The 15,191-nt window shown below is 61.3% G+C and carries 22 protein-coding genes; 21 read left to right on the top strand and 1 reads right to left on the bottom strand.

Annotated features, from left to right (window positions below):
- Positions 1 to 233 precede the first annotated feature (233 nt).
- From rpsL to C3B78_RS20255, 5 genes are all read left to right on the top strand, one after another.
- A complete protein-coding gene (rpsL, locus tag C3B78_RS14285) occupies positions 234 to 608 on the top strand; it encodes a 30S ribosomal protein S12 (protein ID WP_009358312.1) in 375 nt (124 codons plus the stop codon).
- Position 609: 1 nt separating this feature from the next.
- Positions 610 to 1,080, top strand: coding sequence for a 30S ribosomal protein S7 (rpsG, locus tag C3B78_RS14280; RefSeq protein ID WP_026531948.1), 471 nt, complete (start codon positions 610 to 612; stop codon positions 1,078 to 1,080).
- Positions 1,081 to 1,149: 69 nt separating this feature from the next.
- Positions 1,150 to 3,264 (top strand): elongation factor G, encoded by a 2,115-nt coding sequence (fusA, locus tag C3B78_RS14275; RefSeq protein ID WP_104998638.1) that lies wholly within the window; start codon positions 1,150 to 1,152, stop codon positions 3,262 to 3,264.
- Positions 3,265 to 3,528: 264 nt separating this feature from the next.
- A complete protein-coding gene (gene tuf, locus C3B78_RS14270; RefSeq protein WP_104998637.1) occupies positions 3,529 to 4,719 on the top strand; it encodes an elongation factor Tu in 1,191 nt (396 codons plus the stop codon).
- A 100-nt stretch (positions 4,720 to 4,819) separates the two neighbouring features.
- Complete coding sequence (locus tag C3B78_RS20255; protein WP_267895214.1) at positions 4,820 to 4,945, top strand: hypothetical protein; 126 nt, start codon at positions 4,820 to 4,822, stop codon at positions 4,943 to 4,945.
- Between the two features lie 31 nt (positions 4,946 to 4,976).
- On the opposite strand, the gene C3B78_RS14265 is transcribed toward C3B78_RS20255, so the two are convergent.
- Positions 4,977 to 6,413 carry a GH1 family beta-glucosidase gene (locus C3B78_RS14265; protein ID WP_104998636.1) on the bottom strand — a complete coding sequence of 479 codons (1,437 nt, stop codon included), beginning with the start codon at positions 6,411 to 6,413 and terminating at the stop codon, positions 4,977 to 4,979.
- Between the two features lie 410 nt (positions 6,414 to 6,823).
- On the opposite strand from C3B78_RS14265, the gene rpsJ reads away from it, so the two are divergent.
- From rpsJ to rplF, 16 genes are all read left to right on the top strand, one after another.
- Complete coding sequence (gene rpsJ, locus C3B78_RS14260; RefSeq protein WP_003803825.1) at positions 6,824 to 7,132, top strand: 30S ribosomal protein S10; 309 nt, start codon at positions 6,824 to 6,826, stop codon at positions 7,130 to 7,132.
- Positions 7,133 to 7,149: 17 nt separating this feature from the next.
- Positions 7,150 to 7,800: a 50S ribosomal protein L3 gene (gene rplC / locus C3B78_RS14255; protein WP_013601833.1), complete on the top strand. Its 651-nt coding sequence runs from the start codon at positions 7,150 to 7,152 to the stop codon at positions 7,798 to 7,800.
- Between the two features lie 4 nt (positions 7,801 to 7,804).
- Positions 7,805 to 8,428 carry a 50S ribosomal protein L4 gene (rplD, locus tag C3B78_RS14250; RefSeq protein WP_104998635.1) on the top strand — a complete coding sequence of 208 codons (624 nt, stop codon included), beginning with the start codon at positions 7,805 to 7,807 and terminating at the stop codon, positions 8,426 to 8,428.
- Positions 8,425 to 8,730, top strand: coding sequence for a 50S ribosomal protein L23 (gene rplW, locus C3B78_RS14245; protein ID WP_102975110.1), 306 nt, complete (start codon positions 8,425 to 8,427; stop codon positions 8,728 to 8,730). The genes rplD and rplW overlap by 4 nt, the downstream gene beginning before the upstream one ends.
- A gap of 29 nt (positions 8,731 to 8,759) precedes the next feature.
- On the top strand, positions 8,760 to 9,599 hold the full coding sequence (gene rplB, locus C3B78_RS14240; RefSeq protein WP_104998634.1) for a 50S ribosomal protein L2: 840 nt from the start codon (positions 8,760 to 8,762) through the stop codon (positions 9,597 to 9,599).
- A gap of 12 nt (positions 9,600 to 9,611) precedes the next feature.
- Positions 9,612 to 9,893, top strand: coding sequence for a 30S ribosomal protein S19 (gene rpsS, locus C3B78_RS14235; RefSeq protein WP_003803803.1), 282 nt, complete (start codon positions 9,612 to 9,614; stop codon positions 9,891 to 9,893).
- A gap of 38 nt (positions 9,894 to 9,931) precedes the next feature.
- Positions 9,932 to 10,297 carry a 50S ribosomal protein L22 gene (gene rplV, locus C3B78_RS14230; protein WP_009358304.1) on the top strand — a complete coding sequence of 122 codons (366 nt, stop codon included), beginning with the start codon at positions 9,932 to 9,934 and terminating at the stop codon, positions 10,295 to 10,297.
- Positions 10,298 to 11,143 carry a 30S ribosomal protein S3 gene (gene rpsC, locus C3B78_RS14225; RefSeq protein WP_104998633.1) on the top strand — a complete coding sequence of 282 codons (846 nt, stop codon included), beginning with the start codon at positions 10,298 to 10,300 and terminating at the stop codon, positions 11,141 to 11,143.
- Positions 11,144 to 11,560, top strand: coding sequence for a 50S ribosomal protein L16 (gene rplP / locus C3B78_RS14220; RefSeq protein WP_013601829.1), 417 nt, complete (start codon positions 11,144 to 11,146; stop codon positions 11,558 to 11,560).
- A 2-nt stretch (positions 11,561 to 11,562) separates the two neighbouring features.
- Positions 11,563 to 11,892, top strand: a complete 330-nt coding sequence (rpmC, locus tag C3B78_RS20305) for a 50S ribosomal protein L29 (protein WP_013601828.1) — start codon at positions 11,563 to 11,565, stop codon at positions 11,890 to 11,892.
- The gene (gene rpsQ, locus C3B78_RS14210) at positions 11,889 to 12,194 is read left to right on the top strand and encodes a 30S ribosomal protein S17 (RefSeq protein ID WP_013601827.1); all 306 of its coding nucleotides are present in this window, start codon (positions 11,889 to 11,891) and stop codon (positions 12,192 to 12,194) included. The genes rpmC and rpsQ overlap by 4 nt, the downstream gene beginning before the upstream one ends.
- Before the next feature lie 635 nt (positions 12,195 to 12,829).
- Positions 12,830 to 13,198, top strand: coding sequence for a 50S ribosomal protein L14 (gene rplN / locus C3B78_RS14205; RefSeq protein ID WP_009358299.1), 369 nt, complete (start codon positions 12,830 to 12,832; stop codon positions 13,196 to 13,198).
- Between the two features lie 3 nt (positions 13,199 to 13,201).
- Complete coding sequence (gene rplX / locus C3B78_RS14200) at positions 13,202 to 13,564, top strand: 50S ribosomal protein L24 (RefSeq protein ID WP_102975106.1); 363 nt, start codon at positions 13,202 to 13,204, stop codon at positions 13,562 to 13,564.
- Positions 13,564 to 14,145: a 50S ribosomal protein L5 gene (rplE, locus tag C3B78_RS14195; RefSeq protein WP_102975105.1), complete on the top strand. Its 582-nt coding sequence runs from the start codon at positions 13,564 to 13,566 to the stop codon at positions 14,143 to 14,145. The genes rplX and rplE overlap by 1 nt, the downstream gene beginning before the upstream one ends.
- 92 nt (positions 14,146 to 14,237) lie before the next feature.
- The gene (gene rpsH / locus C3B78_RS14190; protein ID WP_041652213.1) at positions 14,238 to 14,636 is read left to right on the top strand and encodes a 30S ribosomal protein S8; all 399 of its coding nucleotides are present in this window, start codon (positions 14,238 to 14,240) and stop codon (positions 14,634 to 14,636) included.
- A gap of 18 nt (positions 14,637 to 14,654) precedes the next feature.
- Positions 14,655 to 15,191 carry a 50S ribosomal protein L6 gene (gene rplF / locus C3B78_RS14185; protein ID WP_050054319.1) on the top strand — a complete coding sequence of 179 codons (537 nt, stop codon included), beginning with the start codon at positions 14,655 to 14,657 and terminating at the stop codon, positions 15,189 to 15,191.

The following is a 15,191-nucleotide window of genomic DNA, read 5'->3' as shown; positions in this document are numbered from 1 at the left end:
GAAAGGCTGAACCAGAGCGACGTTTCCGGTTTGCAGGGTTCTTGTGCAACGTATGCCACATTTTTGCATGCCTAGGGGCCATTGAAGACGCGAGTCAGTTCCTTTGGATGCGATCCGACTATTAAGGCTTCGCCTTCGCCGCCATGGAGAACTTCTTCAAGGCCCGGGCGGCGGGGCAACGCAAAGGAGAGTGGCCGGAAGCGGCCACTCCGGATAAAACGGAGAACACGAGAGTGCCTACGATTAACCAGCTGGTCCGCAAGGGCCGCACGCCTAAGGTCTCAAAGACCAAGGCTCCCGCGCTTAAGGGCAGCCCCATGCGCCGCGGTGTCTGCACCCGCGTCTACACCACCACCCCGAAGAAGCCGAACTCGGCTCTGCGTAAGGTGGCCCGTGTGCGCCTCAACGGCGGCGTGGAAGTTACCGCCTACATCCCCGGTGTTGGCCACAACCTGCAGGAGCACTCCATTGTGCTCGTTCGCGGTGGTCGTGTGAAGGACCTTCCGGGTGTCCGCTACAAGATCGTCCGTGGCGCCCTCGATACCCAGGGTGTCAAGAACCGTAAGCAGGCACGCAGCCGCTACGGCGCAAAGATGGAGAAGAAGTAATATGCCTCGCAAGGGTCCGGCCCCCAAGCGGCCGCTCGTACTAGATCCCGTTTACGGTTCCCCGCTGGTCACCCAGCTCATCAACAAGGTGCTCGTTGACGGCAAGAAGTCCACTGCAGAGCGCATCGTCTACGGTGCCCTCGAAGGCGCCCGTGCCAAGTCCGGCGGCGACCCCGTAGCAGCCCTCAAGAAGGCCATGGACAACGTCAAGCCTTCCCTTGAGGTCCGCTCACGCCGTGTTGGTGGCGCAACCTACCAGGTTCCGGTCGAGGTCAAGCCGGGCCGCTCCACCGCCCTCGCACTGCGTTGGCTGGTTGGCTACTCCAAGGCCCGCCGCGAAAAGACGATGACCGAGCGCCTCCAGAACGAAATCCTGGATGCATCCAACGGTCTCGGTGCCGCTGTGAAGCGTCGCGAAGACACCCACAAGATGGCCGAGTCCAACAAGGCCTTCGCACACTACCGCTGGTAATACTCCCCGGGCGCCGCCGGCTCAACCGAGCCGGCGGCGAACGCGTAGTCAATCCCAAAAGGAGACCCCGTGGCACAGGACGTGCTTACCGACCTTAGTAAGGTCCGCAACATCGGCATCATGGCCCACATTGATGCCGGCAAGACCACCACCACCGAGCGCATCCTGTTCTACACGGGTGTGAACCACAAGATCGGCGAAACGCACGACGGCGCTTCGACCACTGACTGGATGGAACAGGAAAAGGAACGCGGCATCACCATCACGTCTGCCGCCGTGACCTGCTTCTGGGAGAACAACCAGATCAACATCATCGACACCCCCGGCCACGTTGACTTCACCGTTGAGGTTGAGCGCTCCCTGCGCGTCCTCGACGGTGCCGTTGCCGTTTTCGATGGCAAGGAAGGCGTTGAGCCGCAGTCTGAGACCGTTTGGCGCCAGGCTGACAAGTACAACGTTCCGCGCATCTGCTTCGTCAACAAGATGGACAAACTCGGTGCCGACTTCTACTTCACCGTAGACACCATCATCAGCCGCCTCGGCGCCAAGCCGCTGGTCATGCAGCTGCCGATCGGTGCAGAGAACGACTTCATCGGTGTTGTGGACCTGCTCTACATGCGCGCCCTCGTGTGGCCCGGCGACGCCAAGGGCGACGTGACCATGGGTGCCAAGTACGAGATCCGCGAGATCCCGGCCGACCTCCAGGCAAAGGCTGAGGAGTACCGCGCGAACCTCGTTGAGACCGTCGCCGAGTCCTCCGAAGAACTCATGGAGAAGTACCTTGAGGGCGAAGAGATCTCGATCGACGAGCTCAAGGCCGGCATCCGCAAGATGACGATCAACTCCGAGCTGTACCCGATCTTCTGCGGTTCCGCATTCAAGAACCGTGGCGTCCAGCCCATGCTCGATGCAGTTGTGGACTACCTGCCGAACCCGCTTGACGTCCCGCCGATGATCGGCCACGATCCTCGCGACGAAGAGAAGGAACTGACCCGCAAGCCGTCCTCCGAAGAGCCGTTCTCCGCACTGGCCTTCAAGATTGCTGCGCACCCGTTCTTCGGCCAGCTGACCTTCATCCGCGTGTACTCAGGTCACGTGGAGGCAGGCGCGCAGGTGGTCAACTCCACCAAGGGCAAGAAGGAGCGCATCGGCAAGCTGTTCCAGATGCACGCCAACAAGGAAATGCCCGTTGAGGGCGCTACCGCGGGCCACATCTACGCAGCCATCGGCCTGAAGGACACCACCACGGGCGACACCCTGTGTGATTCCGCGAACCAGATCGTCCTCGAGTCCATGAGCTTCCCGGAGCCCGTGATCTCGGTTGCCATCGAGCCGAACACCAAGGGTGACCAGGAGAAGCTCTCCACGGCCATCCAGAAGCTCTCCGCTGAGGACCCCACCTTCCAGGTGTCCCTCAACGAAGACACCGGCCAGACCATCATCGCCGGCATGGGCGAGCTCCACCTGGACATCCTGGTGGACCGCATGCGCCGCGAGTTCAAGGTCGAGGCCAACGTGGGCAAGCCGCAGGTCGCCTACCGCGAAACCATCAAGCGTGCTGTGGAGCGTCACGACTACACGCACAAGAAGCAGACCGGTGGTTCGGGCCAGTTCGCAAAGATCCAGATTGCGATCGAGCCGCTGGACACTGCCGAGGGCGAGCTGTACGAGTTCGAGAACAAGGTCACCGGTGGCCGCGTTCCCCGCGAGTACATCCCGTCGGTTGACGCTGGTATCCAGGATGCGCTGAACGACGGTGTCCTGGCCGGCTACCCGGTTGTTGGCATCAAGGCAACGCTGGTTGACGGCGCATACCACGATGTCGACTCCTCGGAAATGGCGTTCAAGATCGCCGGCCGTATGGCTTTCAAGGAAGCCGCACGCAAGGCGAACCCTGTTCTGCTCGAACCGCTGATGGATGTCGAGGTCCGCACCCCTGAGGAATACATGGGTGAAGTTATTGGTGACCTCAACTCCCGCCGTGGCCAGATGCAGTCCATGGAAGATGCACAGGGCGTCAAGGTCATCCGTGCACACGTCCCGCTGTCCGGCATGTTCGGCTACATCGGTGACCTGCGCTCCAAGACCCAGGGCCGTGCTGTGTACTCCATGACGTTCAACAGCTACGCCGAGGTCCCGAAGGCTGTTGCCGACGAGATCATCCAGAAGAGCCGTGGCGAATAGTCCCCTGGGACTTTTCTAAGCGAATAACCTCGGGTGCGCCTGCCGGAAGCGGACAGCGCAGCCGGTGCAGGTGGCCGGGCCGGTCGGATTCATCCGGTCAAGCCGGGTTTCGGCCATCTGCACGAACAGGCTCAAGGCACTAGTATTAGTTCCTGAATCTGCAATTTCACCAATCCAAAGCCCCCCAAGTAGACTTACCTGAGTTTCCGCCGCGACAAGCGCGGCTGAAGGGTACGTCATTTGAAAACGTTCTAGGAGGAACCTGTGGCAAAGGCAAAGTTCGAGCGGACTAAGCCGCACGTTAACATCGGCACCATTGGTCACGTTGACCACGGTAAGACGACGTTGACGGCCGCCATTTCCAAGGTGCTGTACGACAAGTACCCGGATCTCAACGAGAAGCGCGACTTCGCGTCGATCGACTCTGCTCCCGAAGAGCGTCAGCGTGGTATTACCATCAACATCTCCCACGTGGAGTACCAGACCGAGAAGCGCCACTACGCACACGTAGACGCTCCCGGTCACGCTGACTACATCAAGAACATGATCACCGGTGCTGCCCAGATGGACGGCGCAATCCTCGTGGTTGCTGCTACCGATGGCCCCATGGCACAGACCCGCGAGCACGTTCTGCTCGCCCGCCAGGTTGGTGTTCCCTACCTGCTGGTCGCCCTGAACAAGGCCGACATGGTTGACGATGAGGAACTGCTGGACCTCGTTGAAATGGAAGTTCGTGAGCTCCTCAGCTCGCAGGGCTTCGATGGCGACGAAGCACCGGTTGTGCGCGTTTCCGGCCTCAAGGCCCTCGAAGGCGACCCCGAGTGGGTCAAGTCCGTTGAGGACCTGATGGCTGCTGTGGACGAGTCCGTTCCGGACCCCATCCGCGACCGCGACAAGCCCTTCCTGATGCCGATCGAGGACGTCTTCACCATCACCGGCCGTGGCACCGTTGTTACGGGCCGCGCCGAGCGTGGAACCCTCGCCATCAACTCTGAGGTCGAGATCGTCGGCATCCGCCCGGTCCAGAAGACCACGGTTACCGGTATCGAGATGTTCCACAAGCAGCTCGACGAAGCATGGGCCGGCGAGAACTGTGGCCTCCTGCTCCGCGGTCTGAAGCGCGACGATGTCGAGCGTGGCCAGGTTGTTGTCAAGCCGGGTTCCATCACCCCGCACACCGACTTCGAGGCTAACGTCTACATCCTCTCCAAGGACGAAGGCGGACGTCACAACCCGTTCTACTCCAACTACCGCCCGCAGTTCTACTTCCGTACCACGGACGTAACCGGCGTTATCACCCTGCCCGAGGGCACGGAAATGGTTATGCCTGGCGACAACACTGAGATGACCGTTGCGCTCATCCAGCCGATCGCAATGGAAGAGGGCCTCGGCTTCGCAATCCGCGAAGGCGGCCGCACCGTTGGTTCAGGACGCGTTACCAAGATCATCAAGTAATTCTTGTTGAACTGAAGAACAGCCCCGCTGCTACTGCAGCGGGGCTGTTCTTTTCCGTTAACGCCGCCTGATAGTGTTGCTGGACCGAAAGGAGTCCACCGTGACCTGGCTAATTTTCCTGATCATCGCTGTTGCCGTCGTGGCCGGCGTGTTTTGGGCCAAGAGGCATTTCCGCCACGAGATCGACCGCGCGAAACGCATTAACAGGGCAAACAAAAAGTTGTAGCGGCTCCCGGCAGCCTTACCGGGAGCGCAAACTAGGTCCTGCGCGCCTTCCTCGCACGGCTGAGTGCCTGGTACCAGTAGAAGGACTGTTTCGGCGTGCGCGCCAGGGTGTCAAAGTCCACATGGACCAGTCCGAAGCGTTGTGAATATCCGGCCGCCCACTCGAAGTTGTCCATGAGGGTCCACACGTAGTAGCCGCGGAGGTCCACGCCGGAGGCGATCCCGTCCGGCGCCGTGGCATCAAGGGCCGCCCCGAGATGCGTGGCCAAATAGCGCACCCGCGCCTCGTCCTGCAACGTTCCTGACACCGTCTCGGGCTCCGGGAAGCTTGCGCCGCCCTCGGTGATGAACACCGGCGGCAAAACTTCGCCGTACCGGTCGTGGAGCTCCTTCAGCAGGACACCCAGGTGATCCGGGGCCACAGGCCAACCAAATCCGGTGCTGTCGTATTCCGGGTAGCCCACCTCGTGGAAGGGGAGCCTGGCCACCGCTTTGTGGACGTCTGCCGGGATTGATGCCGTGCCGCGTCCCAACGCAACCTTCACGGGGAAATAGTAGTTCAGGCCGTAGAAGTCCAGTGGCTGGTGGATGGTGCGCAGATCGGCATCGGAGATCCTTCCGATAGAGCGCAGCCACGGCTTGGCATACAGGGGAAGCTTCGGGTAGCGGCCCAGCAGCACGGGATCTGCGTAGATCCTGTTCATCAGCAGGTCATAGAGGTGGGCCACGAGCCGGTCACCTATCTTGCCGCTGGCGGGCCGCACAGGGGCGTGCAGGTTGGTCACCCCGATGCCTCCGGTTACGCCGGCCGCCCGCAGGGCCTGGGCACCGAGGCCGTGGGCCAGCAGTTGGTGGTGGATGGACGGGAGGGCATCGAACATCAGCGCATGGCCGGGGGCATGGACGCCCAGGGCATAACCGTTCAGGGTCACCGAGACGGGCTCGTTCAAGGTGACCCACTGCGCCACCCGGTCCCCGAACCGTTCGCCCGCGGCACTGGCATATTCGCCGAAGCGCTCGGCTGTCTCCCGGTTCATCCAGCCGCCGCCGTGTTCCAGCGGCAGCGGGGTATCCCAGTGGTAGAGCGTGGCCATGGGGCTGATCCCGGCCGCGAGCAGGTGATCCAGGAGCCGGTCGTAGAAGTCCAGGCCTTCTTTGTTGAAACCGCCGCGCCCTTCGGGTTGGATCCTCGGCCAGGACAGTGAAAAGCGGTAGGAATCCACCCCAAGATCCTGCAGCAGGGCCACGTCCTCCGGCAACCTGTTGTAATGGTCGCACGCCACGGCGGGGGAGTGGCCGTCCACGATGGCGCCGGGCTTTTCGGCGAAGGCGTCCCAGCCGGAGGGCCCGCGCCCGCCGTCGGCCAATGCTCCTTCAATCTGGAAGGCGGCGGCGGCCACCCCCAAAGTGAACGACGGCGGCATGCGGCTGGCGAGTTCCGTCGCCGATTCAGTGCGTTCGAGGGTCATGCCCCTATCATCCATTCGGCAAGGACCGGGGGCAATGGCCCCGGGCGGGCGGCCCAAGGCGGGCGTCAGGACCGCCGATTCGCTTCTGCCGCCAAATTCCGGCATACTAGATGAGTTGTTCAAGCGCTTCTTCGCGTCCCGATCCGGATAATGCCGGATGCCAGGGTCCAAGTGGAAGACCAAACATAACCCACTCCCCATGGAATAGCGGATTTGTATGCGTGCAGAGCGCGACACGCCCGACCGCGGGGGTCGGTTGCGCCGGCAAGGTGAGGAACCCGGATTCATCCGGATTCAGTTTGTGCGGCGGGTGGTAGTTACGACTTCAAATGCTTCGGCAGCCATACAACGAGAAATGAACAGGGCAGCCCTAACCAGGGGAAGCACAGACTGAAAGAGAGTCAGGCGACATGGCGGGACAAAAAATCCGCATCCGGCTGAAGTCATACGACCACGAGGTCATTGACGTTTCAGCACGGAAGATCGTTGAGACGGTCACGCGCGCAGGCGCAACGGTAGTGGGCCCCGTGCCGCTGCCTACGGAGAAGAACGTGTACTGCGTGATCCGCTCTCCGCACAAGTACAAGGACAGCCGCGAGCACTTCGAAATGCGCACGCACAAGCGTCTTATCGACATCATCGATCCCACGCCGAAGGCTGTTGACTCGCTCATGCGTCTCGACCTGCCGGCTGACGTGAACATCGAAATCAAGCTGTAGGGAGGTGCTGAGAGACTATGACCGCAACCCGTAACGTAAAGGGCCTGCTGGGCACGAAGCTCGGCATGACCCAGGTCTGGGACGAGAACAACAAGCTCATCCCCGTCACTGTGGTCCAGGCAGATTCGAACGTCATCACCCAGCTGCGCAACGCAGAAGCTGATGGCTACGTCGCCGTTCAGATCGGCTACGGCCAGATCGATCCCCGCAAGGTCACCAAGCCGCTGGCTGGTCACTTTGAAAAGGCAGGCGTCACGCCTCGCCGCCACGTCGTCGAACTCCGTACCGCAGATGCTGCAGAGTACGAGCTGGGCCAGGAGCTCTCCGTAGAGGTCTTCGAAGCCGGCCAGAAGATCGACGTCATCGGCACCACCAAGGGTAAGGGCTTCGCCGGTGTTATGAAGCGTCACGGCTTCCACGGCGTTGGAGCTTCCCACGGTGCCCACAAGAACCACCGTAAGCCCGGTTCAATCGGTGGCGCATCCACCCCGAGCCGCGTCTTCAAGGGCATGAAAATGGCCGGCCGCATGGGCGCCGTTCGTCACACCACGCTGAACCTCACGGTTCACGCGGTTGACGTCGAGAAGTCGCTGCTCCTTATCAAGGGTGCCGTTCCCGGCGCCCGCGGCCAGGTCGTCCTCGTACGCACCGCCGTGAAGGGAGCCTAGTCCAATGGCTAACACTGTCCAGGTTGACCTGCCTGCAGAAATCTTCGACGTTCAGACCAACGTGCCGCTGCTGCACCAGGTTGTCGTTGCCCAGCTCGCTGCTGCTCGCCAGGGTACCCACAAGACCAAGACCCGCGCTGAAGTTTCCGGTGCAGGACGCAAGCCGTTCAAGCAGAAGGGCACCGGCCGCGCCCGTCAGGGTTCAATCCGTGCTCCCCACATGACCGGCGGTGGCGTTGTCCACGGTCCCACCCCGCGTGACTACAGCCAGCGCACTCCCAAGAAGATGATTGCTGCTGCACTGCGCGGCGCACTGTCTGACCGGGCACGCAACGGACGCATCCACGTTGTCGCCGAGCTGGTAGAAGGCTCCAAGCCCTCCGCCAAGGCTGCACTTGCAGCGCTGCGCGGCGTCTCCGACCGCAAGAACCTGCTGGTCGTCATCGAGCGCGCCAACGATGTTGCTGCACTGTCCGTGCGCAACCTCGCCGGTGTTCACGTTCTGTACGCAGACCAGCTGAACACCTACGACGTTCTCGTGTCTGATGACGTTGTCTTCACCAAGGCTGCCTACGACGCATTCGTTGCCGGCAAGGCAGTGGCAAAGAATGAGGAGGATGCCAAGTGAGTGCAGCCACCATCAAGGATCCCCGCGACGTCGTGCTTGCACCCGTCGTGTCGGAAAAGAGCTACGGCCTGATCGACGAGGGCAAGTACACCTTCCTGGTGGACCCCCGGTCGAACAAGACCGAGATCAAGCTGGCCGTGGAGAAAATCTTCTCCGTCAAGGTCGACTCGATCAACACCATCAACCGTGCCGGTAAGCGCAAGCGCACCAAATTCGGATGGGGTACCCGCAAGAACACCAAGCGTGCGATTGTCACCCTCAAAGAAGGCACCATCGACATCTTCGGCGGTCCGCTCTCGTAGCGGAGACCACTTTAACGAGGAAATAAATTATGGGAATCCGTAAATACAAGCCGACTACCCCGGGCCGTCGTGGCTCGAGCGTAGCGGACTTCACCGAAATCACGCGGTCAACGCCGGAAAAGTCGTTGGTACGTCCGCTGCCCAAAAAGGGCGGCCGTAACAACACCGGTAAGATCACCACCCGTCACAAGGGTGGCGGACACAAGCGCCAGTACCGTCTGATCGACTTCCGTCGTCACGACAAGGACGGCGTGGACGCCCGCGTTGCTGAAATTGAGTACGATCCGAACCGTACGGCTCGCATCGCCCTCCTGCACTACGTTGATGGCACCAAGCGTTACATCATCGCCCCGAACAAGCTTGCCCAGGGTGACTTCGTAGAAGCCGGCGCCAACGCTGACATCAAGCCTGGCAACAACCTGCCCCTGCGTAACATCCCCGTGGGTACCGTTATCCACGCAGTTGAACTGCGTCCGGGTGGCGGCGCCAAGATGGGCCGGTCCGCCGGTGCATCCATCCAGCTTGTTGCCAAGGAAGGCCGGTTCGCCCAGCTGCGTCTGCCTTCCGGCGAAATCCGCAACGTTGACGTGCGCTGCCGCGCAACCGTCGGCGAGGTCGGCAACGCCGAGCAGTCGAACATCAACTGGGGCAAGGCCGGCCGCATGCGCTGGAAGGGCGTCCGCCCGACCGTCCGTGGTGTCGCCATGAACCCGGTTGACCACCCGCACGGTGGTGGTGAGGGTAAGACGTCCGGTGGACGTAACCCCGTCAACCCCAACGGTCAGCGGGAAGGCCGCACCCGCCGCCCCAACAAAGAGAGCGACAAGCTTATTGTTCGTCGCCGTCGTACTGGCAAGAACAAGCGATAGGAGCCTGGACACATGCCACGCAGCCTGAAAAAAGGTCCTTTCGTCGACCAGCACCTCTTTGTGAAGGTAGCCAGGGAAAACGAAAAGGGCACCAAGAACGTCATCAAGACCTGGTCCCGCCGTTCGATGATCATCCCCGACATGCTCGGACACACGATCGCCGTACACGACGGACGCAAGCACATTCCGGTGTTTGTCACTGAGTCGATGGTCGGGCACAAGCTCGGCGAATTCGCTCCCACGCGGACATTCCGCGGCCATGTCAAGGACGACCGTAAGGGCAAGCGCCGCTAGGCGCCTGCACTTACGTCAAAGACGAGAGAAGGAAAGCAATGGAAGCCAAGGCAATTGCGCGCCACATCCGCGTAACGCCTATGAAGGCCCGGCGCGTCGTCAACCTTGTTCGTGGATTGCAAGCGAATGAGGCTCTGGCAATTCTGAAGTTTGCCCCCCAGGCAGCTTCGGAGCCGGTATTCAAGGTAGTACAGTCGGCAATCTCCAACGCCCGGGTCCTCGCGGACCGCGACGGCGTGGCGTTTGACGAAGGTGACCTCATCATCAGCGAAGCGTTTGTTGATGAAGGCCCGACCATGAAGCGGTTCCAGCCGCGTGCCCAGGGTCGTGCATTTCAGATCAAGAAGCGCACCAGCCACATCACCGTGGTAGTCGCTACCCCGGAGAAAGAGGAGGCTCGCTAAGTGGGACAGAAAGTAAACCCGCACGGGTTCCGACTCGGCATCACCACCGATCACGTATCGCACTGGTTCGCTGACAGCACCAAGGCCGGCCAGCGGTACAAGGACTTCGTTCGCGAAGACATCCGCATCCGCCAGCTCATGTCCACGGGCATGGAGCGCGCCGGTATCGCCAAGGTTGAGATCGAGCGCACCCGTGACCGCGTCCGCGTGGACATCCACACGGCCCGTCCCGGCATCGTCATCGGCCGCCGTGGAGCAGAAGCAGACCGCATCCGCGGCGAGCTCGAAAAGCTCACCGGCAAGCAGGTCCAGCTGAACATCCTCGAGGTCAAGAACCCCGAGATGGAAGCCCAGCTTGTTGCCCAGGGCGTTGCTGAGCAGCTGACTTCACGTGTGGCGTTCCGCCGCGCGATGAAGAAGGCCATGCAGTCCGCGCAGCGTGCAGGTGCCAAGGGCATCCGTATCGCCTGCTCCGGTCGACTGGGTGGCGCTGAAATGTCCCGCTCGGAGTTCTACCGCGAAGGCCGTGTGCCCCTGCACACCCTCCGTGCGAACATCGACTACGGCTTCTACGAGGCCAAGACCACCTTCGGCCGCATCGGCGTGAAGGTCTGGATCTACAAGGGTGACGTCACCGCCAAGGAACTGGCCCAGCAGGCCGCTTCCGCCCCGTCCCGTGGCCGCGGTCCCAGCGACCGTCCGGGCCGCCCGGGTGGCGCTGACCGTGGTGACCGCCGCCGTCGCAACGACCGCCCGGCCGCCGACGCAGCTCCTGCTGCCGAGGCTCCGGCAGCCGAGGCAGCTGCTGCCGCACCGGCACAGGCTGTAGAAGGAGGACAGGCTTAAATGCTTATCCCACGTCGAGTCAAGCACCGTAAGCAGCACCACCCGGGTCGTTCCGGCGCTGCTACGGGCGGCACCAAGGTCTCCTTCGGTGAGTACGGCATCCAGGCCCTGAGCCCGGCATACGTCACCAACCGTCAGATCGAGTCTGCCCGTATCGCGATGACCCGCCACATCAAGCGTGGCGGTAAGGTCTGGATCAACATCTACCCGGACCGTCCCCTGACCAAGAAGCCTGCCGAAACCCGCATGGGTTCCGGTAAGGGTTCACCGGAATGGTGGGTCGCAAACGTCAAGCCGGGCCGGGTTCTCTTCGAGATCTCCGGTGTCGAGGAATCGGTAGCCCGCGAGGCACTGCGCCTGGCAATCCACAAGCTCCCGTTGAAGGCACGCATTCTGCGTCGCGAAGGTGGTGAATAGAAATGGCAGTAGGATCCAAGGATCTGGCTCCCGCACAGCTGGACGGTTTCGACAACGAGCGTCTCGTTGAAGAACTCCGCAAGGCCAAGGAAGAGCTGTTCAACCTGCGTTTCCAGTCCGCCACCGGACAGCTGGAGAACCACGGTCGTCTGCGCGCGGTAAAGAAGGACATCGCCCGCATCTACACCGTTCTCCGTGAGCGCGAACTGGGCATTCGTGCCGAGGTTGCCGCACCGGTTGTGGAAGCCAAGGAAGAGAAGAAGTCCAAGAAGGCCGCAACCAAGAAGGCCGAGCCGGCTGAAACGGTTGAGACCGAGGAGGATGCCAAGTGAGTGAAAAGGACGAGAACGTGACGGAAACTGCTACCGCAGCCACGGCTGAGCAGCGCGGTTACCGCAAGACGCGTCGCGGCTACGTGGTCTCTGACAAGATGGAAAAGACCATCGTTGTCCAGGTTGAAGACCGCGTGAAGCACGCCCTGTACGGCAAGGTCATCCGCCGTACCTCCAAGGTCAAGGCTCACGACGAAAACAACACCGCCGGCATCGGCGACCTCGTTGTTATCGCCGAGACCCGCCCGCTGTCCGCCACCAAGAACTGGCGGCTCGTGGAGATCCTCGAGAAGGCCAAGTAGCACCTGCTGCTTCGGTAACCGGAAACCCCTGCTCCCTTGGGAGCGGGGGTTTCCGCTTTAACAGCGTGTACTCCTGGTGACCGCACGACGGCGGCGCTGCGGCTTCGTGCGGAAGTGGCATGTAAGGTACGCCGAAAGGCCGCCGCTAATGACGCCGTCGTTATCCCCGGACGCTCTCTCACTTAACGCCGGTTTTTGGCCGTCGCTCTCTCACTTCCCTCAGGAAAGTGAGAGAGCGATGGTGGAAATGGCGCATTAAGTGAGAGAGCGTCCGACGGCGGGGAGCGGCACCAGGGGGGCCGAAAGGCTGCGGTGCGTGACGCCGTCGTCCGCCTTGCGGGGGAGCGCCGGGGGTGATATGGGGACTGGGCGGAACTGTGCTAAGATTTTGAGTTTGTATGGCGCCTTTCGTGCGCCGTCATCAACCTCGTAAACAAGCGTGCCACGGCATAGTGCCCCCTTGCGCCCAGGACCAGTCCTGGACCGGATGGGAGCAACTGCTTCTGGCACGGGAGTTTAGGCCTGGTCTGGCAAAATCCAGGCAGGTCAAGAGACACCCCGATCAACCGTTCCGCAAGGCTCATTCCGTAGGAAGATTTTCGGTCTGAGAACCGGCGCGACGCAAGGAGTAAATAGTGATTCAGCAGGAGTCGCGACTCAAGGTCGCCGACAACACGGGTGCTAAGGAAATCCTTACCATTCGCGTTCTCGGTGGATCTGGCCGTCGCTACGCAGGCATCGGTGACGTCATTGTCGCCACCGTCAAGGATGCAATCCCGGGCGGCAACGTAAAGAAGGGCGATGTTGTCAAGGCAGTCATCGTCCGTACCAAGAAGGAACGCCGCCGTGCGGATGGTTCCTACATCAAGTTTGACGAGAACGCAGCTGTGATCCTGAAGGGCGACGGTGACCCCCGCGGTACCCGTATCTTCGGACCGGTTGGTCGTGAACTCCGTGACAAGAAGTTCATGAAGATCGTTTCTCTGGCTCCGGAGGTGCTCTAGTCCATGGCTTCTAAGATCAAGAAGGGTGACCTCGTTCAGGTCATCACTGGCGCCAAGGCTGAGCGCGGCGGCGACCGCGGCAAGCAGGGCAAGGTCCTGCGTGTTTTCACCGACACCAACCGCGTGTTGGTTGAAGGCGTTAACCGCGTAACCAAGCACACCAAGGTCGGTCAGTCGCAGCGCGGCACCAAGACCGGTGGCATCGAGGTTGTTGAAGCCCCGATCCACATCTCCAACGTGGCTCTGGTTGACCCGTCCACCAAGAAGCCCACCCGCGTCGGCTTCCGCACTGAGACCGTTGAGCGTAACGGCAAGCAGCGCGAAGTCCGCATCCGCGTGGCCAAGAGCTCAGGGAAGGACATCTAATGACTGAGACTCTCGAGACTCCGGCAACGAAGATCGTTCCTCGTCTGAAGACCAAGTACGCCGAATCCATCAAGAGCACGCTCATTGAGGAATTCAAGTACCAGAACGTCAACCAGGTTCCCCGCCTCGTGAAGGTCGTTGTGAACATGGGTGTTGGAGATGCCGCCAAGGACTCCAAGCTGATCGACGGCGCTGTCCGCGACCTCACCCAGATCACCGGCCAGAAGCCGCAGGTAACCAAGGCCCGCAAGTCGATCGCACAGTTCAAGCTGCGCGAAGGCATGCCCATCGGTGCGCACGCTACCCTGCGTGGCGACCGCATGTGGGAATTCCTTGATCGTCTTGTCACCCTGGCACTGCCCCGAATCAGGGACTTCCGCGGTCTCTCCGGCAAGCAGTTCGATGGCAACGGCAACTACACCTTCGGTCTGACCGAGCAGGTTATGTTCCACGAAATCGACCAGGACAAGATCGACCGCGTCCGCGGTATGGACATCACGGTTGTTACCACTGCCAAGACCGATGACGAAGGCCGCGCGCTGCTCAAGGCGCTTGGTTTCCCGTTCAAGGCCGAAGACTAATCTAACTACGTAAAAGGTCCGGCGGCACGGTCCTGACTCCGTCAGGAAAGCTGCGCCGCGGAAACCGTTACGAGGAAGGGCAAGAGCCCACCATGACAATGACAGATCCTGTCGCAGACATGCTTACGCGTCTGCGCAATGCAAACTCGGCATACCACGACACCGTGACCATGCCGTACAGCAAGCTCAAGGCACGCGTCGCCGACATCCTCAAGGCCGAAGGTTTCATCGCCGGCTGGAAGGAAGAGGACGCTGAGGTTGGCAAGAAGCTGACCATCGAGCTCAAGTTCGGACCGAACCGCGAGCGTTCAATCGCTGGTGTTCGCCGTATCTCCAAGCCGGGCCTGCGTGTTTACGCAAAGTCCACCAACCTGCCGCACGTGCTCGGTGGCCTGGGTGTCGCAATCCTGTCCACCTCTTCCGGCCTCCTGACTGACAAGCAGGCCGGCAAGAAGGGCGTGGGCGGCGAAGTCCTCGCGTACGTCTGGTAACGGGAAAGGAAGAGAATAATGTCACGTATTGGACGTCTCCCCATCACCGTTCCTGCCGGCGTTGAGGTCAAGGTTGACGGCTCTGTCGTCAGCGTCAAGGGATCCAAGGGCGAGCTGAACCACACTGTGGCCAGCCCGATCGAGGTCACCCTGGATGCAGACACCCTGACTGTCGCCCGCCCGAACGACGAGCGCGCCTCCCGTTCACTCCACGGCCTGACCCGCACCCTGATCTCCAACATGATCGAGGGTGTCACCAAGGGCTACGAGAAGAAGCTTGAAATCGTCGGTACCGGTTACCGCGTTCAGGCCAAGGGATCTGACCTTGAGTTCGCTCTCGGTTTCAGCCACCCGGTCAATGTCTCCGCACCGGAGGGCATCACCTTTGCAGTTGAGACCCCGACCAAGCTCTCTGTTTCAGGTATCAACAAGCAGCAGGTCGGCGAGGTTGCTGCCAACATTCGCAAGCTGCGGAAGCCGGACCCCTATAAGGGCAAGGGCATCCGTTACGCCGGCGAAGTCATCCGCCGCAAGGTCGGAAAGGCTGGTAAGTAA

The organism is Arthrobacter sp. PGP41 (assembly GCF_002953935.1).
In the GTDB taxonomy this organism is placed as follows: Bacteria; Actinomycetota; Actinomycetes; order Actinomycetales; family Micrococcaceae; genus Arthrobacter.
This window is presented reverse-complemented; position numbering and strand designations above follow the sequence as displayed.